At 66.3% G+C, this 22,461-nt stretch carries 19 protein-coding genes; 12 read left to right on the top strand and 7 right to left on the bottom strand.

Features of this window, described 5'->3' with window-relative positions:
• The first annotated feature begins 15 nt into the window (after positions 1-15).
• Both parC and dctP read left to right on the top strand, forming a co-directional pair.
• Complete coding sequence (gene parC, locus H261_RS01150) at positions 16-2,238, top strand: DNA topoisomerase IV subunit A (RefSeq protein ID WP_008613356.1); 2,223 nt, start codon at positions 16-18, stop codon at positions 2,236-2,238.
• Between the two features lie 113 nt (positions 2,239-2,351).
• Complete coding sequence (dctP, locus tag H261_RS01145) at positions 2,352-3,446, top strand: TRAP transporter substrate-binding protein DctP (protein WP_008613355.1); 1,095 nt, start codon at positions 2,352-2,354, stop codon at positions 3,444-3,446.
• 70 nt (positions 3,447-3,516) lie between these two features.
• Here dctP and H261_RS01140 read toward each other — a convergent pair whose 3' ends face one another.
• From H261_RS01140 to motA, 6 genes are all read right to left on the bottom strand, one after another.
• Positions 3,517-4,980, bottom strand: coding sequence for a TRAP transporter large permease (locus H261_RS01140; protein WP_008613354.1), 1,464 nt, complete (start codon positions 4,978-4,980; stop codon positions 3,517-3,519).
• Positions 4,977-5,540, bottom strand: a complete 564-nt coding sequence (locus tag H261_RS01135; protein WP_040475566.1) for a TRAP transporter small permease subunit — start codon at positions 5,538-5,540, stop codon at positions 4,977-4,979. Before H261_RS01135 ends, H261_RS01140 begins: the two co-directional genes overlap by 4 nt.
• A 157-nt stretch (positions 5,541-5,697) precedes the next feature.
• Positions 5,698-6,420, bottom strand: a complete 723-nt coding sequence (locus H261_RS01130; protein ID WP_008613352.1) for an arginyltransferase — start codon at positions 6,418-6,420, stop codon at positions 5,698-5,700.
• 83 nt (positions 6,421-6,503) lie between these two features.
• Entirely contained in the window at positions 6,504-7,025 is a 522-nt protein-coding gene (locus tag H261_RS01125) for an RDD family protein (RefSeq protein ID WP_008613351.1), read from the bottom strand.
• 9 nt (positions 7,026-7,034) lie between these two features.
• Positions 7,035-8,069 (bottom strand): flagellar motor protein MotB, encoded by a 1,035-nt coding sequence (locus H261_RS01120; protein WP_008613350.1) that lies wholly within the window; start codon positions 8,067-8,069, stop codon positions 7,035-7,037.
• A gap of 19 nt (positions 8,070-8,088) precedes the next feature.
• On the bottom strand, positions 8,089-8,949 hold the full coding sequence (motA, locus tag H261_RS01115; protein WP_008613349.1) for a flagellar motor stator protein MotA: 861 nt from the start codon (positions 8,947-8,949) through the stop codon (positions 8,089-8,091).
• Positions 8,950-9,158: 209 nt separating this feature from the next.
• Between motA and H261_RS01110 the strand changes: the two genes are divergently transcribed.
• Positions 9,159-9,662 (top strand): flavin reductase family protein, encoded by a 504-nt coding sequence (locus H261_RS01110; RefSeq protein WP_040475565.1) that lies wholly within the window; start codon positions 9,159-9,161, stop codon positions 9,660-9,662.
• 4 nt (positions 9,663-9,666) lie between these two features.
• Here the strand turns inward: H261_RS01110 and H261_RS01105 are convergent, their stop codons facing one another.
• A complete protein-coding gene (locus tag H261_RS01105; RefSeq protein WP_235062839.1) occupies positions 9,667-12,072 on the bottom strand; it encodes a penicillin acylase family protein in 2,406 nt (801 codons plus the stop codon).
• Positions 12,073-12,219: 147 nt separating this feature from the next.
• Between H261_RS01105 and mce the strand changes: the two genes are divergently transcribed.
• From mce to H261_RS01060, 9 genes are all read left to right on the top strand, one after another.
• On the top strand, positions 12,220-12,624 hold the full coding sequence (gene mce / locus H261_RS01100; RefSeq protein WP_008613345.1) for a methylmalonyl-CoA epimerase: 405 nt from the start codon (positions 12,220-12,222) through the stop codon (positions 12,622-12,624).
• Positions 12,625-12,748: 124 nt separating this feature from the next.
• Positions 12,749-13,303, top strand: a complete 555-nt coding sequence (locus H261_RS01095; protein WP_008613344.1) for a DNA-3-methyladenine glycosylase I — start codon at positions 12,749-12,751, stop codon at positions 13,301-13,303.
• 295 nt (positions 13,304-13,598) lie between these two features.
• The gene (locus H261_RS01090) at positions 13,599-14,474 is read left to right on the top strand and encodes a hypothetical protein (protein WP_008613343.1); all 876 of its coding nucleotides are present in this window, start codon (positions 13,599-13,601) and stop codon (positions 14,472-14,474) included.
• 60 nt (positions 14,475-14,534) lie between these two features.
• Positions 14,535-15,779, top strand: a complete 1,245-nt coding sequence (locus tag H261_RS01085; RefSeq protein WP_008613342.1) for a lipoprotein-releasing ABC transporter permease subunit — start codon at positions 14,535-14,537, stop codon at positions 15,777-15,779.
• Entirely contained in the window at positions 15,772-16,452 is a 681-nt protein-coding gene (locus H261_RS01080) for an ABC transporter ATP-binding protein (RefSeq protein WP_008613341.1), read from the top strand. Before H261_RS01085 ends, H261_RS01080 begins: the two co-directional genes overlap by 8 nt.
• A 114-nt stretch (positions 16,453-16,566) precedes the next feature.
• On the top strand, positions 16,567-17,112 hold the full coding sequence (locus H261_RS01075) for an REP-associated tyrosine transposase (protein WP_200860217.1): 546 nt from the start codon (positions 16,567-16,569) through the stop codon (positions 17,110-17,112).
• Between the two features lie 119 nt (positions 17,113-17,231).
• Positions 17,232-18,443, top strand: a complete 1,212-nt coding sequence (locus tag H261_RS01070) for an HD-GYP domain-containing protein (protein ID WP_040475564.1) — start codon at positions 17,232-17,234, stop codon at positions 18,441-18,443.
• A 32-nt stretch (positions 18,444-18,475) separates the two neighbouring features.
• The gene (dnaE, locus tag H261_RS01065; RefSeq protein ID WP_008613338.1) at positions 18,476-21,940 is read left to right on the top strand and encodes a DNA polymerase III subunit alpha; all 3,465 of its coding nucleotides are present in this window, start codon (positions 18,476-18,478) and stop codon (positions 21,938-21,940) included.
• Entirely contained in the window at positions 21,940-22,416 is a 477-nt protein-coding gene (locus tag H261_RS01060) for an LEA type 2 family protein (protein WP_008613337.1), read from the top strand. Before dnaE ends, H261_RS01060 begins: the two co-directional genes overlap by 1 nt.
• Positions 22,417-22,461 lie beyond the last annotated feature (45 nt).

Genomic DNA, 22,461 nt, shown 5'->3' with positions numbered 1-22,461 from the left:
ACCCCGAGGACCAGAATGATCAAGCCCGCCGTCACCGGCGACATCCGCGATACGCCGCTTGCCGAGGCCCTGGGCGAGCGCTATCTCGCCTATGCCATGTCCACCATCGTGTCGCGTTCGCTGCCCGATGTGCGCGACGGGCTGAAGCCGGTGCACCGCCGCCTGCTGTTCGCCATGCGCCAGCTGAAGCTGGACCCCGGCGGCGGTTTCAAGAAGTGCGCCCGCGTGGTTGGCGACGTCATCGGCAAGTACCATCCCCACGGCGACGTGGCGGTCTACGACACCCTGGTGCGTCTGGCCCAGGATTTCGCCGTGCGCTATCCCCTGGTGGAGGGCCAGGGCAATTTCGGCAATATCGACGGCGATAACGCGGCGGCCATGCGCTACACCGAGGCCAAGCTGACCGAGGTGGCCGCCGCCCTGATGGAAGGCCTCGACGAGGACAGCGTCGATTTCCGCCCCACCTATGACGGCACCGAGGAAGAGCCGGTGGTGATGCCCTCGGCCTTTCCCAATCTGCTGGCCAACGGTTCGGCCGGCATCGCGGTGGGTATGGCCACCAGCATTCCGCCCCACAATCTGGGCGAGATCTGCAACGCCCTCGACCATCTGATCGCTAAGCCCGATTGCGACGTGGACGAGTTGATCGCCCACATGCCCGGCCCCGATTTCCCCACCGGCGGCGTGCTGGTGGAGACCAGCGCCGCCATCACCGAGGCCTACCGCACCGGCAAGGGCGCCTTCCGGGTGCGGGCCAAATGGGCGGTGGAGAAGCTGTCCCACGGGCTTTACCAGATCGTCATCACCGAGATTCCCTATCAGGTGCAGAAGGCCAAGCTGATCGAGAAGATCGCCGAGCTTTTGTCCGAGAAGAAGCTGCCCCTGCTGGCCGATATCAGGGACGAATCCGCCGAGGACATCCGGCTGGTCCTCGAGCCCCGCAACCGCACCGTCGAGGCCGAGCTGGTGATGGAGCAGCTGTTCCGCCAGACCGACCTGGAATCGCGCTTCTCGCTGAACATGAACGTGCTGGACGCCACCTCGGTGCCGCGCGTCATGAACCTGAAGGAAGTGCTGCGCGCCTTCCTCGACCACCGCATGGTGGTGCTGGAGCGCCGCGCCCGTTTCCGTCTGGAGAAGATCGCCAAGCGGCTCGAGGTGCTGGAAGGCTTCCTCAAGGTCTATGCCGATCTCGACAAGGTCATCAAGATCATCCGCTTCGCCGACGAGCCCAAGGCCGAGCTGATCAAGACCTTCAAGCTGTCCGAGGTGCAGGCCGAGGCCATCCTCAACATGCGCCTGCGCTCGCTGAACAAGCTGCAGGAACTGGAGATCAAGACCGAGCACGCCGAACTTTCGGCGGAAAAGGCCGATCTGGAAGCCCTTCTGGCCGACGAATCCCGCCGCTGGGCCACCATCGCCACCCAGAACGCCGAGACCCGCAAGGCGTTCGGCGGCGCCACCGCGCTCGGCAAGCGGCGGACCGAACTGGGCGAGGCCCCTTCGGCCGTGCTGGTGCCCATCGAGGCCTATGTGGAGCGCGAGGCCATCACCATGGTCCTGTCCGAGAAGGGCTGGATCAGGGCGCTCAAAGGCCATTCCGACGCTCCCGAAGCCCTGAAGTTCAAGGAGGGCGACCAGCTTGGGCATCTGCTCAAGGCGTGGACCACCGACAAGATCCTGGTGTTCGCCACCGACGGCCGCTTCTACACCATCGGCGGCGACAAGCTGCCGTCGGGACGCGGCCATGGCGAACCGCTGCGCCTGATGATCGATCTGGCCGGCGACGTGGACATCGCCGCCGTGATGGTCCACAAGCCGGGCCGCAAGCTGCTGGTCGCCACCAGTTCCGACCGCGGCTTCGTGGTCGAGGAGAACGAGGTGCTGGCCCAGACCCGGGCGGGCAAGATGGTCCTCAATTGCGGCCCCGGCGAGAAGGCCCGGTTCTGCCTGCCGTTCGAGGGCGACGCCGTGGCGGTAATCGGTGACAACCGCAAGTTGCTGGTGTTCATGGCCGAGGAAATCCCGGTGATGAGCCGGGGCAGGGGGGTGATCCTGCAGAAGTACCGCGACGGCGGCATGGCCGACATCAAGGTCTTCACCCTGGCCCAGGGCCTGACCTGGACCCTGGGCGAGAGGGTGCGCACCGAGTCCGACCTCACTCCCTGGCTGGGCAAGCGCGCCTCGGTCGGCCGCCTGCCGCCCACCGGATTCCCCCGGAACAACCGGTTCAGCTGAGGGCCGCATTACGGTTTTCCGAAATGGCCGTCGCGTTGCGTCCCTCTTGCAATGGTGTAGGATAATTTCCACCTGAACCGGATCAACCGGCGTGAATTTGGGAGGAGACTTTTATGCAGCGACGTAAATTTCTGACCGGAGCGGCCGTGGGTGCCGCCGCCGCCTCGACCACCATTGCCGCTCCGGCCATCGCCCAGAGCATGCCCGAGATCAAGTGGCGTCTGGCGTCCAGCTTTCCCAAGAGCCTGGATACCATCTATGGCGGCGGTGAAGTCCTGGCCAAGCGGGTGGCCGAGGCCACCGACGGCAAGTTCCAGATCCGCGTCTTCGCCGGCGGCGAGATCGTCCCCGGCCTGCAGGTGCTGGACGCCGTGCAGAACGGCACCGTCGAATGCGGCCACACCGTCAGCTACTATTACGTCGGCAAGGACGCCGCCTTCGGCTTCGACGCCTCCATGCCGTTCGGCGCCAATACGCGGCAGCAGAATTCCTGGCTGTACCATGGCGGCGGCATGGCGCTGCTGCGCGAGTTCTTCGCCAAGTACAACATCCTCAATTTTCCCTGCGGCAATACCGGCACCCAGATGGGCGGCTGGTTCCGCAAGGAGATCAAGACGGTCGAGGACCTCAAGGGTCTCAAGTTCCGCATCGGCGGCTATGCCGGCAAGGTGATGAGCAAGCTCGGCGTGGTGCCGCAACAGATCGCCGGCGGCGACATCTACCCCGCCCTGGAAAAGGGCACCATCGACGCCGCCGAATGGGTCGGCCCCTATGACGACGAGAAGCTGGGCTTCAACAAGGTGGCGCCCTACTACTACTATCCCGGCTGGTGGGAAGGCGGCCCCAACGTCTCGGTGCTGGTCAACAAGGCCGAATGGGAAAAGCTGCCCAAGCACTACAAGGCGGTGTTCGAGGCGGCGGCGGCCGAGGCCAACATGGACATGACCGCCAAGTACGACGTGCTCAACCCGCCGGCCCTGAAGCGCCTGATCGGCGCCGGCACCCAGCTGCGGCCGTTCTCCAAGGACATCATGCTGGCCTGCTACAAGGCGGCCCAGGAAACCTACGCGGAAGAGGCCGCGGTCAATCCCGCCTTCAAGAAGATCTTCGACCATTGGAGCGCCTATCTGGCCGAGCAGCGCTCCTGGTTCAGCGTCGCCGAGGCCGGCTTCGACAGCTTCGTCCTCTACGGCATTCCCAAGAAGTAATCTTCGGGAAAACCGCAAAAGGAAAGCCCCGCACCATTCGGTGCGGGGCTTTTTTGTCGGGCGGCCGCTTCTACTTGTTGTCGGGACCGCCGTACATGCCGCTGCCGCCGTACTCGCCTTGCGGCACCTCGATCTTGATGGTCGAGGTATCGATGGCCGCGCCCTTGTCCAGCCCGCCGCTGACCAGATCGGGGAAGGCGATGACCAGACCGACCATGATCACCTGGATCACCACGAAGGGCACCGCGCCCCAGTAGATCTGGCCGGTGGTGATCTTGGGCGTCAGCTTGCTGGTAACCTTATCGATGTAATCGCTCTTGGGCGCCACGCTGCGCAGGTAGAACAGCGCGAAGCCGAAGGGCGGGTGCATGAACGAGGTCTGCATGTTGACGCCCAGCAGCACGCCGAACCAGATCAGGTCGATGCCCAGCTTCTCGGCCACCGGACCGAGCAGCGGAACCAGGATGAAGGCCAGCTCGAAGAAATCGAGGAAGAAGGCCAGCACGAACATCAGCACGTTGACGACGATCAGGAAGCCCAGCTTGCCGCCGGGCAGGCCGGTCATCAGGTGCTCGACCCACAGGTCGCCGTTGACGCCGCGAAACACCAGGCCGAACACCGTCGAACCCACCAGGATGAACAGCACGAAGGACGACAGCTTGGCGGTGGTGTCCATGGCCTGGCGCATCAGGCTCCAGCTCAGCTTGCGCTTGGCCAGGGCGAGGATCAGGGCGCCGGACGCCCCCATGGCGCCGCCCTCGGTGGGCGTGGCGATGCCGAGGAAGATGGTGCCCAGCACCAGGAAGATCAGCACCAGCGGCGGCAGCAGGCAGGTCACCGAGCGGACGATCAGCGCCATGCCCTTGAGTGTCCTGGCCTCGAGGGGCAGGGCCGGGGCATAGCTGGGCTTGATCATGGTGACCAGGAAGATGTAGCCGGCGTAAAGGGCGGTCAGTACCAGGCCGGGGAGGAAGGCGCCGGCATACATGTCGCCCACCGAACGGCCCAACTGGTCGGCCATGATGATCAGCACCAGCGACGGCGGGATGATCTGCGCCAATGTGCCCGAGGCGGCGATGACGCCGGTGGCGACGCGGCGGTCATAGCCGTAGCGCAGCATGATGGGTAGGGAGATCAGTCCCATGGAGATCACCGAGGCGGCCACCACGCCGGTGGTCGCCGCCAGCAGGGCGCCGACGAAGACCACCGCGTAGGCCAGGCCGCCGCGGATGGGGCCGAACAGCTGGCCGATGGTGTCCAGCAGGTCCTCGGCCATGCCCGATCGTTCGAGGATCAGGCCCATGAAGGTGAAGAACGGAATGGCCAGCAGGGTGTCGTTGCGCATGATGCCGAAGACGCGCTCCGGCAGGGCTTGGAACAGGCTGGCGTTCAACAGGCCCAGTTCGATGCCCAGCAGGCCGAAGACGATGCCGTTGGCGGCCAGCGCGAAGGCCACCGGATAGCCGAGCAGCAGGAAGAACACCAGCGCCCCGAACATCAGCGGCGCCATGTTGGCGATCAGGAATTGGGTCATGCCGCCTCTCCGTCCGCCGCGGTGTGGTGGTGGTGGCCGTGATCGCCGGTATCGGGACGGTCGCCGGTCAGGATGGCGACCTTCTTGATCAGCTCGGAGACGCCCTGGAGCATCAGCAGCGAGAAGCCCAGCGGAATCATCAGCTTGACCGGCCAGCGGATCAGGCCGCCGGCGTCGGACGACATCTCCATCATGGTGAAGGACTTCATGAACATGGGCCAGGACAGCGTCAGGATCAGCAGCGCCATGGGGAACAGGAAGAACAGGGTTCCCAGGATGTCGATCCAGATCTGGGCGCGGCGCGACAGGCGGCCGGCGACGACGTCGATGCGGATGTGTTCGTTCTTCAGCAGGGTGTAGCCCGAGCACAGCAGGAACACCGCCGAGAACAGGTACCACTGCACCTCGAGCCAGGCGTTGGAGCTGTTGGAAAAGATGTAACGGATGGTGGCGTTGCCGGAACTGACGATCACCATGAGCAGGATCAGCCAGTACACGCTCCGCCCCACCCGTTCGTTGACGCCGTCAATGAACGCGCTGAGTGCCAGAAGTGGTTTCAACGTGGATTCCTCCCGTTACCCTTATGACCCGGCCCCCTGACCGAGGCTTTTTCTTGTGGACGATAACCGGGGTTCGGCTTATGGCGCCGATTCCCCCGGAAATGATGGCACAGGCCCCGTGGGGGGCCAATTGTGGACATCCGAAGCGGGGCCTTATTCAGGCTTCCAGCAGCTTCCATCCGTCCGGGCCGAAGGCTTCCAGCGGCTGGTAGCGGGTCTTGTAGGACATCTTGCGGCTTTCGGCGATCCAATAGCCGAGATAGACGTAGGGCAGGGCGAGGCGCCGGGCCTCCTCCACCAGCCACAGGACCATGAAGGTGCCCAGGCTGCGCGCCGCCAGGTCGGGGTCGAAGAAGGAATAGACCGCCGACAGGCCGTCGCTCATGCGGTCCGACAGGCAGGCGGCCATCAGGTTGCCCTCGGCATCGCGGAATTCGACGATGAAGGTGTCGATGGGGCTGTCCTCGACCATGGAGCGGTAGTCGTAGAACCCCATCAGCGCCATGTCGCCGCCCGAATGCCGCGATTCCTGATAGCGGGAGAACAGGCGGAACTGGTCGGCGGTGGCCCGGGCCGGCACCTTGCGGGCCACCAGGCCGACATTGGCGCGGGCCACCTTGCGCATGGTGCGGTCGGGCTGGAACTGGCCGGCGACGATCCGCACCGGGATACAGGCGTTGCATCCGGGACAGGCCGGGGTATAGGCGATGGAATGGCTGCGGCGGAAGCCGGCGCGCGACAGGGCCTCGTGCAGGCTGTCGGCATCGGTGCCGTTCAACTCGGTGACGATCTTGCGCTCGAGGCGGCCGGACACGTACGGACAGGGCAGGGGCGCCGTGGTGAAGAAGAAGTGCGGTCGTTTGAGCGGAAAATGATCCATGGAAACCCGTCACCCGTCATCCCGGCCGAACGCCCGGTTTCTCACATATAGGAGGTGGCGCCCGTCGCCGCCAGCCCCTTGATCTAGCCCGTCCATTGCGCCGGATCGTTGACCACCACGGTGCCGGCCAGCATGTCGTGCACCGTGCGCCGCCGGGGATTGAACAGGGCGACGGCCAGGATCAGCGAACCGGTCACCGCCACCGAGCCGTAGAAGCAGACCGTCTGGATGGCGGCCTGCAGCAGGCTGGGGCGCCCGTTGTCGTCGAAGGCGTTGGCGCCCACCGACATCACCCGGATCTTCGCCGCCCGCATGCCCAGGGTGGCGGCGCGGGGGCCGGCGATGGTCAGCGTGTGGTAGGCGACGGGGGTGAGCGCCATCAGCAGCATCATGGCCGGCCACAGCAGGCCCAGCGTCAGCGCGCCTAAGATGATGGAGGCCATGAACACCATGCCGATCAGCAGGCCGACCACCACCAGATCGATGCAATAGGCGTAGATGCGCCGCACGGTGATGCCCATGTAGTAGCGGGGCTGGCCCCAGGGATCGTTCCATTCCGGGGTGTGGTCGATGATGCGGGAGAACGGGGAGGGCGGCATCGCCATGGCGGCCGCCTAGCGCCTGGCCGGGGGGGCGTTGCCCTTCATGGGAACCGACAGCGACTGGGAATCCACCGGCCCCAGGTCGTTCTCGCGCAGCAGAATGATGCTGATGCGGCGGTTGCGCAGGCCCTTGGGATCGCCCTTGTCCAGCGGCTCCTGGTCGGCGCGGCCGACGATGCGGTCGATGCGGCTTTCCGGGACACCCGAGGCGATCAGCGCCCGGCGGCTGGCCAGGGCGCGGTCGGCCGACAATTCCCAATTGGTGTAGCCGGACGGATCGCGGAAGGGAACGGAATCGGTGTGGCCGGAAATGGCGATGCGGTTGTCGGGCAACTGGCGCACCACGCGCGACACCAGATCGAGCATGGCCCTGGTATGGCCATAAGGGGCGCTGGAGCCCGACGGGAACATGGCCAGGCCTTCCTGGTCGGTGATCTGGATGCGCAGGCCCTCGGGCGTGTTGTCCACCAGCATGGAGCCCTGGAACTGCTTCATTTCCGGGATGCCCTTCATGGCGCCTTCCAGGACTTCCTTGGCCTTGTCGAACTTCTGTTGCTCGCGTTGGGCCTGGGCTTCCTTGAACTCCTGCTCGGACATGCCGGAGCGGTCCTTGCCCTGGCCCGGCCCTTGTCCCTCGCCCTGGCCGGCGCCCTGGCCCGGCCCCAGATTGCTTTCACCGGGGTTCTCGGACTCGAATTCCTTGGACCCGGTCAGGTCCTCGCCGCCCGGGCCGATGGAGGCGGGGGGCAGATGCTGCACCAGGGAGGGCGACGAAGTGTTGGAGACCTGGGCGCCCTCGCCGATCACCTTGCCGCCCAGCAGGCCGCCGGCGCCCGAGGCGCTCTTGGAGGCCATGGTGGGGGCGAAGTAGTTGGACACGCCGGTCAGCTGTTCCTCGGTGACGGCGTTGAGCAGCCACAGCAGCAGGAAGAAGGCCATCATGGCGGTCACGAAGTCGGCGTAGGCCACCTTCCAGGCGCCGCCATGGGCGCCGCCGGCCACCTTCTTGACCCGCTTGATGATGATCTGCTGACCGCCTTCCGCCATGTCCAGCCGCTCCTATGGCTCAATCGGGAGGCAGGTTGGTGACGGTCTCTTCCAGTTCCTGGAAGGTCGGGCGCAGCTCGTCGGGCAGGATCTTGCGGGCGAACTCGATGGACACCTGGGGGGCGTAGCCCTGCATGTGGCCCAGCAGCCCGGCCTTGATGGCCAGGAAATAGTAGTGGTCGGAATCGAAGCACAGCTGCATGTTGCGGGCGATGGGGGCGATGAAGGCGTAGGAGATCAGCACGCCCGAGAAGGTGCCCACCAGCGCCGCGCCGATCAGGTGGCCCAGCACCTCCGGCGGCTCGGTGATGGAGCCCATGGTGTGAATCACGCCCAGCACCGCCGCCACGATGCCGAGCGCCGGCATGGCGTCGCCCATCAGGTTCACCGCGTGGGCGATCTCGTGATAGTGCTTGTGGTGGGCTTCCAGCTCGCCGTCGATGATGGATTCCAGCTCGTGGGCGTTGCTGGTGCCGAGAGTCAGCAGCCGCAGATAGTCGCAGAAGAAGGTACGGGTGTGGTGGTCGGAGCTGAACTTGGGGAACTTGCCGAACAGCGGGCTCTCGTCGGGTTTTTCCACATGGCTTTCCAGCGCCAGGTCGCCCTTGGTCTTGGCCAGCTTGAACACCGCGTACAACACCGACAGCAGCTCGATGTAATCGTCCTTGCCGTGATGGGCGCCCTTGAACACCAGGCCCATGTTCTTGCCGATGCCGAGGATGATCGACTTGGGGTTGCCGAGCAGCAGCGAGCCGACCGCCGCACCGATGATGATCAGCCATTCGAAAGGCTGGAACAGAACGCCCAGATGGCCGCCCGGAGCAGCATAACCGCCGATGACGCTGACGAATGTCACGACGATGCCGATGATTGCGAACATTCACTTCCCCTGAACGCCACCCCGAAGGGGATGGGCAGATCATCTCCTTACCACGGAGAATGCTATAATTCCCGCTCCATGTCTTGAGTCAACTGCCTTGTCGCGATGAAAAGCGTCTCTTTTCCGGCGGGAAGGGTAATGGCGCATTTGACCTGGACGGTGGAAGGCTTTTAAATTTAAATCCCGCCTCCAGTGATACCGAGCCGTTCATGTCCCTTGACCCTCGTTCCTTTCGCAAGACTTTGGGCTGTTTCGCCTCTGGCGTCACGGTGGTCACCACCCTGACGCTGGATACCAGGGGACCGGTGGGCGTCACTGTCAGCGCCTTCTCCTCCCTGTCGCTCGACCCGCCCATGGTGCTGTTCTGCCTGGGCAATTCCACCTCGAGCATGGAGGCGTTCAAGGCCTTCGGCCATTTCGCCATCAACATCTTGTCGGAACACCAGCGCGACCTGTCCATCCGCTTCGCCAGCCGGTCCGAGGACAAGTGGCAGGGCGTGGCCCGCACCGAATGGACCAGCGGCGTCCCCATCCTGACGGGATGCCTGGCCAGCCTGGAATGCTCGCTGGTCAAGGTCATCGACGGCGGCGACCACCAGATTTTCATCGGCAAGGTTGAGAAGCTGAAGCACCAGGAGGGCGGCAGCCCGCTGGTCTATTTCCGCGGCAGCTACATGGACCCGGCGGCGTCGCACCTTTCCGACGTGGTGTGACCTTCTAGCGTCCCCGCTCCAGGATCAGCACCGAGCGCTTGCTGTCCTGGCCGAAGCGGTAAAGGCGGTTGACGCTCCACGCCGGCAGCATGTCGGCGTAATGGCGCGACAGCGGGTTGCCCGACTGGCCGGTGGCGATGACGAAACGGCTGTCGGCCAGATCGGACAGATCGAACACCGCGCGCAATCCGGCACCGTGAATCTGGGGGAAACGGGTGGCGTTGTCCTCGATGCGATAGGCGGCGCGCGACACGGTGAAATCGTCGCCGTCGGCGGGCACCTGCAGGTCGGCCATGCCGCCCAGCAGGGGGATCTTTCCCAGGAGGGGATGCTCGAAGCGGGCGGGGTGGGCGGCGCCCCAGCGCCATTTCCTCATGTCCTTGCCCCAGGCGGCATCCAACTCGGCCAGGGACTGGTCCAGGCTGCGCTCGATCAGGTCATCGCAGCTTTCCGCCTCGGGCGTGTCGATGCCGTCGCACCAGTGGCGCCGCCGGGTCAGGATGTCCACCAGCACCTGGGGGCGGACCCGCTCGAAGGCCTGGAACGATTCCTTCAGTTCGTCGGCGAGGATGGCGCGGTTGAGGCGGTTGATCCAGGCGGCGAAGATCAGCGGCTCGGCCCGGTCGCGGTCGGCCTTGCCGTCCCAATCGGCGATCCGCTGGGCGGCCTCGCGGGAGCGCTGGTCCTTGAACTCGATGCCGGTCAGCAAGTCCTTGAGCTCGACCGCCTGCAGCGACACGGAATCGGCCTGGATGGCCATCATGTCGTCCATGGTCAGGTCGCGGCGTTCGCCCAGCAGGTCGCGGATGCGCGCCGCGCGGTACCCCTCGGCCCAGGTGGCGGAGATCAGGTAGGGATACTTGTCGCCCGCCACCTTGTTGTTGGCGTTGACCATCACCCCCGATTTGGGGTTGAGGCTCTGGGGCAGCTTGGCCGCCGGCACCCAGCCGGTCCAGTCGCCCTCGCCGGTCCAGCCGCGCACCGGCACGGTGCCGTTGCCCGACTTGCGGACAGGAATGCGCCCGGCGGTGAAGAATCCGGTGTTGCCGCTGGTATCGGCATAGGCGACGTTCAGCACCGGCGCCTGCACCTCCCGGACCGCCTTGGTGAAGCCGCCCCAGTCGGTGGCCTGGTTGAGCAGCAGCAGGGCCTGGACGCTGGTGTCGCCGTGGCCCAGCGCGGTGGCCGACAGGGCGATCACCTCGTCCTTGCCGGCGATGTCCTGGGCGAGAAGATCGGAAATTACCGGCCCGTGGCGGGTTTCCCGCACGTTCAGCACCTCGTCCGGCTTGCCCTTGACCCGGATGGTCTCGGTGCGGATGAGGAAGGGGCGGTTGCCGTCGGCGGCGCGATAGGCGCCGTCGCCGGCCAGCTTTTCCACGAACAGGTCCACCGTGTCGGCCTGGGTGGCGGTGAAGCTCCAGGCGATGCGGCCGTTATGGCCGATCAGGTGGAAGGGCAGGCCGGGAACCGTGGCCCCCGCCAGCTTGAGGCCGGGAGCCTCCAGTTCCGCCAGATACCACAGGATGGGGGCGCGGAAGGCCAGATGGGGGTCGCCGGCCAGCAGCGGCTTGCCCGACTTGGTGCGGGAACCGGCCACCACCCAGACATTGGAGGCGGGGGTGGGGCGCATGGAATCGGGCATGGAATCGAGCAGGGCCTTGCCGCCTTCTGCCGACAGGGTCACCGGGGCGTCGGCGGGGTAGGCGGGGAACAGCTCGGCCAGCCGCTTGGGCTCCATCCTGCGGGCCAGCTGGGCCCGCAGGATGTCGTCGTGCCAGTTGCCGGTCAGCGTCATGGCCATGATCTTCTGCCAGACCATGGAATCGGCGGGGGTCCAGGGCTCGGGCCGGAGGCCGAGGATGGTGAATTCGGGCGGCAGGCGGTGAATGTTGTAGGCCATCCAGGCGTTGACGCCGTCGGCATAGGATTGCAGCGCCGAGCGCGTCTGCTCCGACAGCGCCCCCAGCGAGCGCTCGGCGGCGCGATAGAGGCCCAGGGTGCGCATGTAGCGGTCGCTGGCCAGGCCCGGCTCGCCGACCACCTCGGCCAGCCGCCCGGCGCCCAGGCGGCGCTGGGCCTCCATCTGCCACATGCGGTCCTGGGCATGGACCCAGCCCATGGTGAAATAGGCGTCATGCCGGGTTTCGGCGACGATGGTCGGGATGCCGACGCTGTCGCGGGTGATGGTGGTCTTCAGGTGGATGCCGCTGACCGGGTGGCGCCCGTCGATGCGCGGCAGCGAGCCCATGGCCACCACGAACAGGGCGGAGAGGCCGAGCAGCAGGACCAGGGCCGTCGCATTGGCCACCTTGGCCCAGACGGACATGGTGTCGCCGATATGCGCGTAGTCCTGGGCGCCCGGCTTGTCCCCGGCCGTCTTGTTCTTCGTCGCGGCGTGTTCCGGCACGGTTCCGCCCCACATCCCGTTTCAGGCGCTGAGCCCCTTCCTAACCCGCGGCGGGCGGCGAGTAAAGGCCGCATCGCCTTTGGCCGAGCCGCCGCAGCCATGCTATAGCTGTCGTCGATGCTTTTTTCAGCAAGGACGAGGATTCCGATGATCGGTAAGTTGAACCATGTCGCCATCGCCGTGCCCGATCTGGCCGCCGCCACCGCGCTCTACCGCGACACGCTGGGGGCCAAGGTTTCGGCGCCGGTGCCGCAACCGGCCCATGGCGTGACGGTGGTGTTCGTGGAGCTGTCCAACACCAAGGTGGAACTGCTCCATCCCCTGGGGGAGAAGTCGCCCATCGCCGGCTTCCTCGAGAAGAATCCGTCGGGCGGCATCCACCACATCTGCTACGAGGTCGAGGACATCCTGGCGGCGCGCGACAAGCTGAAGGCCACCGGCGCCCGGGTGCTGGGCGATGGCGAGCCCAAGATCGGCGCCCACGACAAGCCGGTGCTGTTCCTGCATCCCAAGGACTTCAACGGTACCCTGGTCGAGCTGGAGCAGGCGTAACACCACTCCAACCCTCCTCGGCCACGCGGGGTTGGCGGGGCGGCCGCGCAGCCGAGGAGAAACGCTCCAACCCTCCTCGGCCACGCGGGGTTGGCGGGGCGGCCGCGTGGCCGAGGAGAAACAAATGTCCTGGTACTGCGACGTCGCTCCGGGCCATCCCCATCACGGCCCCTATCATGACCAGGAATACGGCTTTCCGCTCACCGACGAGCGGGCGCTGTTCGAGCGCCTGTGTCTGGAGATTTTCCAGGCGGGCCTGTCCTGGCTGATCGTGTTGAAGAAACGCCCGTCCATGGTCGCCGCCTTCGACGGCTTCGACGTGGACACGGTGGCCGCCTATGGCGAGGCCGAGATGGAGCGCCTGCTGGCCGACGCCGGCATCATCCGCAACCGCCGCAAGCTGGAAGCCATCGTCGAGAACGCCCGGCGGCTCCAGGCCCTGCGGGCGCGAGAGGGCAGCTTCGCCGCCTGGATCGAGCGGCACCATCCGCTGACCAAGAACGACTGGGTCAAGCTGTTCAGGGCCACCTTCGTCTTCATGGGCGGCGAGGTGGTGGGTGAATTCCTGATGAGCATCGGCTATCTGCCCGGCTCCCATCGCGAGGATTGCCCGGTGCAGGCCCGCGTCCGGGCGGCGGCCCCTCCGTATCTGCGGGTCGATCCCGCCTTCTATCGCTGAAAACGGAAACGGCAGGACCGCCGTGGCGATCCTGCCGCATCCTACGTTCCTGGCCTCGGCCTTTCGGCGGACCTGGGACACGTTCCTCCCGACACTCAAGCCGCTATTGGCGCAACCGTTATCGGATGTCTTGCCCGTTCACCGAGCTTGGGACCATTTTACGAAATATTCTGGCGGCCGTCACCCCATTTCTTTGTGAACCTTTCGTAAATGGGGCGGGGCGCGAAAGTCTTGAAGGCGCGCTTCGACGGGCGCATCGTGGGGAAGCCGTCCCTTCACCGTCCGGAGCCGGGTCATGCGCCGTTTGCTGATGCTGTCCGCCGCCTTCTGCCTGTCCGCCCCGGCCGTCCTGGCCCAGGGGGCCTCTGGCTCGTCGGGCCCCATGGTGATCAGTATTTCCAAGCTGGATTGCTCGCGGGTGATCAGCCACACCCCCTCCGCCGACGTGGCCTACCAGCCGGGGGTGGATGTGCGCGGCAAACGGGTGGTGTCGGCCGATGCCGACCCCAAGCAGGCCGAGTTCGCCAGGAAGGTCCTGCCCGAGGTGCTGGAGATTCCCCTCACCATCAACCCGCTGACCTACAACAAGGCCAAGAAGGCCAACAAGAACAAGGAGGAGGCCGCCGCCGCCGTGGCGGCCAACACCACGGCCATCGCCACCGCCCAGGCCCAGGGGACCACGCTGAACACCCAACTCACCACGCTGAATACCCAGAAGACGGCGCTGACCAATACCTACAACACCGATACCGCGGCGATCGTCGCCATCACCGGCGGCGCCGGGGAGACCGACCCGGGGCTGCTGCGGGTCAGGGCGGCGCGGCAGGCGACCATCGACAACACCTACAACAGCAATCTTTCCTCCATCAATTCGCAGATCGCCACGGTGAATTCCTCTATCACCGCCAACAGCAACACCGTCGCCACCTTGCAGGCCAACGACACGACGCTGCGCCAGGACTACACCGACACCAACATGGCGACCGAGGGAACCCTGGCCGGCCTGTCGGCCAAGGGGCTGGATTCGACCCAGATGAAGGTGGGAACGGTCAAGTACGATGTCGCCCGCAATACCTTCACCTTCAACGGCGAGCCCATGCTGTCCGAGGACCAGCGCGCCCTGGCCGAGGCCTGTTCCCGCCGGGGGGTGAAGGCGGGAGGGCGGCGGTAGCGTTGCCAAGCCGGCCGGCTTTGCCTATTGTCGCCCCCCAGGATTGATCCGCGGGGTTCCATGATCTTCAATTCGTTCGAGCGCATGGTGGCGTTCCGCTATCTGCGGGCCCGGCGCAAGGAAGGCTTCATCTCGGTCATCGCCGGGTTCTCGCTGGCCGGCATCGGCTTAGGGGTCGCCACACTGATCGTGGTGATGGCGGTGATGAACGGCTTTCGTCACGAGTTGCTGGGCCGCATCCTCGGCATCAACGGCCATATCGGCGTCTACGGTTCGGGGGCGCCGCTCACCGGCTTCGACCCTTTGGCCGAATCCATCCGCAAGCTGCCCGGCGTGACCAAGGTGATCCCCACCGCCGAGGGCCAGGTGTTCGCCACCTCGGCCGGCGGCGGGACGGGGGCCATCGTGCGCGGCGTGCGGGCGGGGGACCTGCTGACCCGGCCCATCTTCCAGAAGAAGTATCGCGGCAACCCGGCCGATTTCGCCGGCGACGACGCGGTGATCCTCGGCAAGCGTCTGGCCGAGAAGCTGGGGGTGCGCGTCGGCGATTCCGTCTCGCTGATCTCGCCCAAGGGCAACGCCACCGCCTTCGGCACCGTGCCGCGCATGCGCGGCTACAAGGTGGCCGGCACCTTCGACGTCGGCATGTTCGAGTACGATTCCGGCTTCATCTTCATGCCGCTGGAGGCCGCCCAGACCTATTTCCGCCTGCCCGATTCGGTGACCCAGATCGAGGTGTTCCTTGAGAACCCCGACATGGTGCCCGAGACCCGCAAGGCCATCTGGGACATCACCGGCAGCAATGCCACCATCTACGACTGGCAGCAGGCCAACGCCAACTTCTTCAACGCCATCCAGGTGGAGCGGAACGTCATGTTCCTGATCCTCACCCTCATCATCCTGGTGGCGGCCTTCAACATCATCTCCAGCCTGATCATGCTGGTGAAGGACAAGGGCCGCGACATCGCCATCCTGCGCACCATGGGGGCGACGCGCGGCATGATCTTGCGCATCTTCTTCCTGGCCGGCGCCTCGGTGGGCGTGGTCGGCACGGTGGCCGGCACCCTGCTGGGGGTGGCCTTCGCCAGCAATATCGAGAACATCCGCCAGTTCATCCAGTCGATCATCGGGCGCGAGCTGTTCGCCGCCGAAATCTACTTCCTGACCCAGTTGCCCGCCCGGGTCGAGACGGGCGAGGTGGTCACCGTGGTGCTGATGGCGCTGGGCCTGTCGTTCGCCGCCACCATCTACCCCGCGTGGCGCGCCGCCAAGCTCGATCCGGTGGAGGCCCTTCGTTATGAGTAGCGACGGACTGAAGCTGGAAAACATCCGCCGCGCCTTCAAGCAGGGCAAGGACGAGCTGGAGGTGCTGAAGGGCGCCGATCTGGAGATCCGGGCGGGCGAGATCGTCGCCCTGGTCGGCCCCTCGGGGGCGGGCAAGTCCACCCTGCTGCACATCGCCGGCCTGCTGGAACGGCCCGATGGCGGCGAGGTGTTCCTGGCCGGCAATCCGGCCGGCGCGCTGGGCGAGAAGGACCGCACCCTGCTGCGCCGCCTGCACCTGGGCTTCGTCTATCAGTACCATCACCTGCTGCCGGAATTCTCGGCGGTGGAGAACGTCATCCTGCCGCAGATGATCGCCGGCGTGCCGCGCCCCCAGGCGCGGGAACGGGCCATGGACCTGCTGGGCCGCATGAAGCTGGCCGAGCGCGCCGAGCACCGCCCCGGCCAGCTGTCGGGCGGCGAGCAGCAGCGCGTCGCCATCTGCCGCGCCCTGGCGAATGCTCCGCGTGTGCTGCTGGCCGACGAGCCCACCGGCAATCTCGACCCCCATACCGCCGAAGGGGTGTTCGACGAACTGATCCGCCTGGTCAAGGGCTCGGGCGTGGCGGCGCTGATCGCCACCCACAACCCCGACCTCGCCGCCCGCATGGACCGGGTGGTGAAGATGAGCGAGGGGTTGCTGGTCGAACAGTAGGATGGGTGATGCGGGCAAGATGCCCGCGCTCCGTGGATTTCTTGGGAGCGCGGGCGTCCCGCCCGCAGGCCATTGTCGGAGCGCGGGCGTCCCGCCCGCAGGGAGGCGTTCATCGTGACCGCTTTCAAAGGCTGGGTATCGCGCGGCTATCTTCCCCATTTTGATACGCCCGAAGTGATCCAGTCCGTCACTTTCCGTCTTGCCGACAGCCTGCCGGCCGAAATCGTGGAGCGTCTCGGCACCGAAGCGGAGACTTCGGCCAAGGTGGATGCTTATCTGGACGCAGGGCATGGCCGCTGCCTGCTGCGGCGGCCTGAGATCGCCGACCTGGTCGAACGGGCTCTGCTTCACTTCGACGCTGACCGCTATCGCCTCCTGGCCTGGGTCGTGATGCCCAATCACGTCCATGTGCTGGTGCAGCCCGGCGTTCCGCTGGCCGAGCTTCTCCACACATGGAAGTCCTTTACTGGTAAGGCCATCAATCGCCGGCTCGGTGAGCAGGGGACCATCTGGCAGCCGGATTATTACGACCGTTTCGTCCGTAGTGAATTCCACTTGGCGGCAGCCACCGCCTATGTGGAGAACAACCCGGTGAAGGCGGGGTTGTGTTCAAAGGCGGAGGAGTGGCGATGGGGCAGCGCCTATTGGCGGGACGGGTGATGCGGGCGGGACGCCCGCGCTCCAGTATCGGAGAGGAGAGTTGATGTACCCGCGCTCCGGGATGGAGTCTCTCCCGGCAGGGGAGTAGGATGGTCGCGGATATCGGAACGGGGGTGCCGATGGGTGCGATTCCAAGCTGTTTCGATCTTGACCGGCTGATCCTCGCCCTGTCCGACGCCTTCGATCTGGTGGGGGTGGACAAGACCGGCCATTCCCGCCGGGTCGGGCTGGTCGCCGCCCGTATCGCCGAGGAACTGGGCTGGGAGAACGGCGAGGTCCGCTCGCTGCTGCGGGCCGCCCTGCTGCATGATTGCGGCGTCTCCACCACCGGCGAGCATCACGACCTGATGGGGGCCTTGCGCTGGGCCGATTCCGTCGAGCATGCGGCGCGCGGCGCCGGCTATCTGGCGGCCGTTCCGGAACTGGCGCCGCTCGCCCCCCTGGTGGCCGAGCATCACACCGCCTGGACCAATCTGTGCCACCGGGGCGTCGCCGGGGACGTGGCCCTGGCTGCCAACCTGATCTGTCTGGCCGACCGCACCGACGCGCTGCTGCAGGGCGGCGCCACCGCCGGGCGCGAGCTGGTGGCGGCGCTGCGGGGCCATGGCGGCTTCTTCGCTCCCCAGGCCCTGGCGGCGCTCGACCGCCTGGCCCGCTGCGAGGCGTTCTGGTTCGCCCTGGACGAGCCGGTCCTGTCGGAAGCCCTGGCCCGCCTGATGGCGGCGGGGGAGCCCGTGCTGCTCGATACCAAGGCGGTGGTGCGGCTGGCGGCGGTGGTGGGCGGCATCATCGACCGCAAGAGTCCCTACACCGAGTGCCACAGCGGCGGCGTGGCCAAGGTGTCGGTGCTGCTGGGCAAGGCCCTGGGCCTGGGTGAGGCGACCCTGCGGGGCCTGGAGATCGCCGGTTATCTCCACGATATCGGCAAGCTGCGCATTCCCGACGAGTTGCTCAACCGCCAGGGGGCGCTGGACGCCGCAGAACGCCTGCGCATGGCGCGGCACGCCTTCGACACAAGGGTGATCCTCACCCATGCCTTCGGGCCGGGCGGTGTTGCCGATTGGGCGTCCTTCCACCACGAATGCCTGTCGGGCAACGGCTATCCCTTCCACCTGCGGGAAGGCGATTTGTGCCTGGAGGCGCGCATCGTGGCGGTGGCCGACGTCTTCCAGGCCCTGGCCCAGTATCGGCCCTACCGTGCGCCGCTCACCACCGACGAGATCGCCGCCCTGATGGACGGCATGGTGTTCGCCGGCAAGCTGGATGCGCAAGTGGTGGCCGCCTGCAAGGAGCGCATGGGCGAATGCTGGAATATGGCCACGGGCGGGTGACGGCCCGCCGCCGATAGGGTACTCTCGCCGCCATGCCCGCTCATGCCGATTTCGTCCATCTCCGTGTCCACACCGCCTATTCCCTGGCGGAAGGCGCCATCAAGCTGAAGCAGTTGATCAAGCTGTGCGAGAAGATGGCTATGCCGGCCATCGGCATCGCCGATACCGCCAACCTGTTCGGCGCCCTGGAATTCTCCACCGCCTGCGCCGATGCCGGCATCCAGCCGGTGGTCGGCGCCCAGATCGCCATCCGGCGGGAGGATGGCGGTCCCTCCAAGGACGGCCGCAAGCCCGAGCCCGATCCCCTGGTGCTGCTGTGCCAGGACGAGGCCGGCTATCTCAACCTGCTGAAGCTGGTGTCCAAGGCCTTCCTGGAAACCGATGCCGGCGAGACGCCGCAGGTGACGCTGCACGACATCGAGACCCGCTCGGACGGGCTGATCGTGCTGACCGGCGGCCCGGCCGGGCCGGTGGGCCGCCTGCTGGCCGACGGGCAGGGGGAAAAGGCCGAGATCGTCCTGGCCCGGCTGGCGCGGGCCTTCGCCGGGCGCTGCTACGTGGAGCTGATGCGCCACGGCCTGGAGGTCGAGGACCGCATCGAGCCGGCCCTGGTCGGCCTGGCCTACAAGCACGATCTGCCCCTGGTGGCCACCAACGAGCCGTTCTTCGCCGACCGGGGCATGTACGAGGCCCACGACGCGCTGGTCTGCATCGCCGAGGGCGCCTACATCTCCCAGGACGAGCGCCGCCGCCTGACCCCCGAGCACTATTTCAAGTCGCCGGAAGAGATGCGCGCCCTGTTCGCCGACCTGCCCGAGGCTTGCGACAACACCCTGGTCATCGCCCGGCGCTGCGCCTTCGGCGTCGCCAAGCGCAAGCCCATCCTGCCGCCCTACCGCATGGACGGCCTGACCGAGGCCGAGGTGCTGCGCAAGAAGACCCAGGAAGGCCTGGAGGAACGGCTGGAAAAGCACGTCTTCCGGCACGGCATGACCGACGACGAGAAGGAGCACGCCGCCAAGCCCTACCGCGAGCGCGTCGAGTTCGAGCTGAACGTCATCGAGCAGATGGGCTTTCCCGGCTACTTCCTGATCGTCTCCGACTTCATCCAGTGGTCCAAGGCCCAGGACATTCCCGTCGGGCCGGGCCGCGGCTCGGGTGCCGGTTCGGCGGTGGCCTGGGCGCTGACCATCACCGATTTGGATCCGTTGCGCTGGGGGTTGCTGTTCGAGCGCTTCCTCAATCCCGAACGCGTCTCCATGCCCGACTTCGATATCGATTTCTGCCAGGACCGCCGGGAAGAGACCATCCGCTACGTCCAGGGCAAGTACGGCTATTCCCAGGTGGCGCAGATCATCACCTTCGGAAAGCTGCAGGCCCGCGCCGTGCTCAGGGACGTGGGCCGCGTGCTGCAGATGCCCTACGGCCAGGTGGACCGCATCTGCAAGCTGGTGCCCAACAATCCCGCCAATCCCATGACCCTGGAACAGGCGCTGGAGAGCGAGCCGCTGCTGAAAGAGCAGAAGGACAGGGACGAGGCGGTTTCCCACCTGATCGACCTGGCCATGAAGCTGGAGGGCCTCTACCGCCACGCCTCGACCCACGCCGCCGGCGTGGTGATCGGCGACCGGCCCCTGGACGAACTGGTGCCGCTCTACCGCGATCCGCGCTCCGACATGCCGGTCACCCAGTTCAACATGAAATGGGTGGAATCCGCCGGTCTGGTGAAGTTCGACTTCCTGGGGCTCAAGACGCTGACCGTGATGGTCACGGCGGTGAAGCACGTCAAGAAGACCAAGGGCGTCGACATCGACCTGTCGGCCATTCCGCTCGACGACCAGAAATCCTACGAGCTTTTGTCCAGAGGTGATGCGGCCGGCGTGTTCCAGCTGGAAAGTTCGGGCATGCGCGACGTGCTGCGCAAGATGGGCCCCAACCGGCTGGAAGACCTGATCGCCGTGGTGGCGCTCTATCGTCCCGGCCCCATGGACCAGATTCCGCGCTACATCGCCTGCAAGCACGGCAAGGAAGAGCCGGACTACATGCATCCGCTGCTGGAGCCCATCCTGAAGGAGACCTTCGGGATCATGGTCTATCAGGAGCAGGTGATGCAGATCGCCCAGGTGCTGTCGGGCTACTCGCTCGGCGGCGCCGACCTGCTACGCCGCGCCATGGGCAAGAAGGACCGGGACGAGATGGACCGCCAGCGGGCCAAGTTCGTCGAGGGCGCCACGGCGCGCGCCGTGGACGGCGCCCAGGCCTCGATGATCTTCGACAAGGTGGCCAAGTTCGCCGAATACGGCTTCAACAAGTCGCACGCCGCCGCCTATGCCCTGATCGCCTACCAGACGGCGTGGCTGAAGGCCAACCACCCGGCCGAGTTCATGGCGGCGACCATGACCTACGAAATGAGCAATACCGACAAGCTCAATTCGTTCAGGCAGGAACTGGACCGCCTCGGCATCAAGCTGCTGCCCCCCGATATCAACGCCTCGCAGCCCGCCTTCTCGGTGGAACTGCTGCCCGACGGCGGTTCCGCCGTGCGCTACGCCCTGGCGGCGCTGAAGAACGTGGGCGAGGCGGCCATGAAATCGCTGGTCGAGGAGCGCGAGCGCGGCGGGCGCTTCAAGGATATCGGCGACTTCGCGGCCCGGATGGATTCCAAGGTGCTGAACCGCCGCCAACTGGAGAACATGGTCAAGGCCGGGGTGTTCGACAGCCTGGACAAGAACCGCGGAAGGCTGTTCAAGAACGCCGATACGCTCTGCCGCTACGCCGCCAGCGCCGCCGAGGACCGGGAATCCAGCCAGATGAGCCTGCTGGGCGGCTCCAACGCCCCGACGCTCAAGCTCGAGCCCGGCCCCGACTGGTCGCCGCATGAGAAGCTCAACCAGGAATTCGAGGCGGTGGGCTTCTATCTGTCCGCCCATCCGCTGGACGCCTACGCCAAGAGCATGAAGCGGCTCAACGTCCTGAAGATCGCCGAGCTGACCCGCCACCTGCAGGCCGGCGGCAAGGGTCGGGTGCGCCTTGCCGGATCGCTGCTGTCCAAGCAGGAACGGGTGTCGGCCAAGGGCTCGCGCTACGCCTTCCTGCAATTCTCCGACGCCTCGGGCATGTTCGAGGTCACCTGCTTTTCGGAAATCCTCGCCACCTCGCGGGACTTGCTCGACGCCGGCGGGCCGCTGCTTATCGACGTGGATGCCAAGCTCGAGGACGACCAACTGCGCATGACCTGCCAGCGTATCGCCTCGCTGGATCAGGAAGCGGCCAAGGCCGCCGCCGGCATCCGGGTGATCATTTCCGACGACAGCGCCATCCGGCAACTGGCCGACCTGATCAACGCAGAGGCCCGGGGCCGCAACCGCGTCGCCATCGTGGCGCGGGCCGGCAACCGCGAGGTGGAACTGGGCCTCAAATCCACCATCACCCTTTCGCCCAAATTCATGGGCGCGCTGCGCAGCATTTCCGGCATCGCCGAAGTGGAGGAAATCTGATGTCAACGAGATGGTTAACGGTCCTGGCGGTCTTTCTCGGCCTTGCCGCCTGCACCCCCTCGGAATTCGCCGAGCCGCCCGAGGTGGTGCTGGTTTCCATGGTGCCGGTGGACGTGTCCCTGATGGAGCAACGCCTGGCGGTGACGCTGCGGGTGCGCAACCCCAACAACGCGCCCATGAGCGTCGACGGCCTGCGCTTCGCCATCGACGTCAACGGCAAGACCTTCGCCAAGGGCACCAGCGACAAGGCGGTGACCGTGCCGCGCCTGGGCGAGGCCGAACTGGCCGGCACCGCCCATGTCTCCACCACCGATCTGATGCGGCAGGTTTTGGGCACCTCGACCCTGTCGGGTCTGGCCTACCGCATGTCGGGAACCCTGTTCCTGGCCGGCACGGGCGGGCGCAGTGTCGGCTTCGAGAGCGACGGCGATTTCGACTTCGCCTCGGCCCTGGGCGGCGCCGGCAAGAGGAATTGACGCGATCCGGGCAGGGCGGGCAGGATGCCCGCGCTCCCAGGCGTC

This window comes from Paramagnetospirillum caucaseum (assembly GCF_000342045.1).
GTDB lineage: Bacteria > Pseudomonadota > Alphaproteobacteria > Rhodospirillales > Magnetospirillaceae > Phaeospirillum > Phaeospirillum caucaseum.
This window is presented reverse-complemented; position numbering and strand designations above follow the sequence as displayed.

What these genes read in the sequence shown, in the direction of transcription:
- parC (WP_008613356.1), top strand. Translation starts at nt 16, where the DNA reads ATGATCAAGCCCGCCGTCACCGGCGACATCCGCGATACGCCGCTTGCC.
- dctP (WP_008613355.1), top strand. Translation starts at nt 2,352, where the DNA reads ATGCAGCGACGTAAATTTCTGACCGGAGCGGCCGTGGGTGCCGCCGCC.
- H261_RS01140 (WP_008613354.1), bottom strand. Translation starts at nt 4,980, where the DNA reads ATGACCCAATTCCTGATCGCCAACATGGCGCCGCTGATGTTCGGGGCG.
- H261_RS01130 (WP_008613352.1), bottom strand. Translation starts at nt 6,420, where the DNA reads ATGGATCATTTTCCGCTCAAACGACCGCACTTCTTCTTCACCACGGCG.
- H261_RS01125 (WP_008613351.1), bottom strand. Translation starts at nt 7,025, where the DNA reads ATGGCGATGCCGCCCTCCCCGTTCTCCCGCATCATCGACCACACCCCG.
- H261_RS01120 (WP_008613350.1), bottom strand. Translation starts at nt 8,069, where the DNA reads ATGGCGGAAGGCGGTCAGCAGATCATCATCAAGCGGGTCAAGAAGGTG.
- motA (WP_008613349.1), bottom strand. Translation starts at nt 8,949, where the DNA reads ATGTTCGCAATCATCGGCATCGTCGTGACATTCGTCAGCGTCATCGGC.
- H261_RS01110 (WP_040475565.1), top strand. Translation starts at nt 9,159, where the DNA reads ATGTCCCTTGACCCTCGTTCCTTTCGCAAGACTTTGGGCTGTTTCGCC.
- mce (WP_008613345.1), top strand. Translation starts at nt 12,220, where the DNA reads ATGATCGGTAAGTTGAACCATGTCGCCATCGCCGTGCCCGATCTGGCC.
- H261_RS01095 (WP_008613344.1), top strand. Translation starts at nt 12,749, where the DNA reads ATGTCCTGGTACTGCGACGTCGCTCCGGGCCATCCCCATCACGGCCCC.
- H261_RS01090 (WP_008613343.1), top strand. Translation starts at nt 13,599, where the DNA reads ATGCGCCGTTTGCTGATGCTGTCCGCCGCCTTCTGCCTGTCCGCCCCG.
- H261_RS01085 (WP_008613342.1), top strand. Translation starts at nt 14,535, where the DNA reads ATGATCTTCAATTCGTTCGAGCGCATGGTGGCGTTCCGCTATCTGCGG.
- H261_RS01080 (WP_008613341.1), top strand. Translation starts at nt 15,772, where the DNA reads ATGAGTAGCGACGGACTGAAGCTGGAAAACATCCGCCGCGCCTTCAAG.
- H261_RS01070 (WP_040475564.1), top strand. Translation starts at nt 17,232, where the DNA reads ATGGGTGCGATTCCAAGCTGTTTCGATCTTGACCGGCTGATCCTCGCC.
- dnaE (WP_008613338.1), top strand. Translation starts at nt 18,476, where the DNA reads ATGCCCGCTCATGCCGATTTCGTCCATCTCCGTGTCCACACCGCCTAT.
- H261_RS01060 (WP_008613337.1), top strand. Translation starts at nt 21,940, where the DNA reads ATGTCAACGAGATGGTTAACGGTCCTGGCGGTCTTTCTCGGCCTTGCC.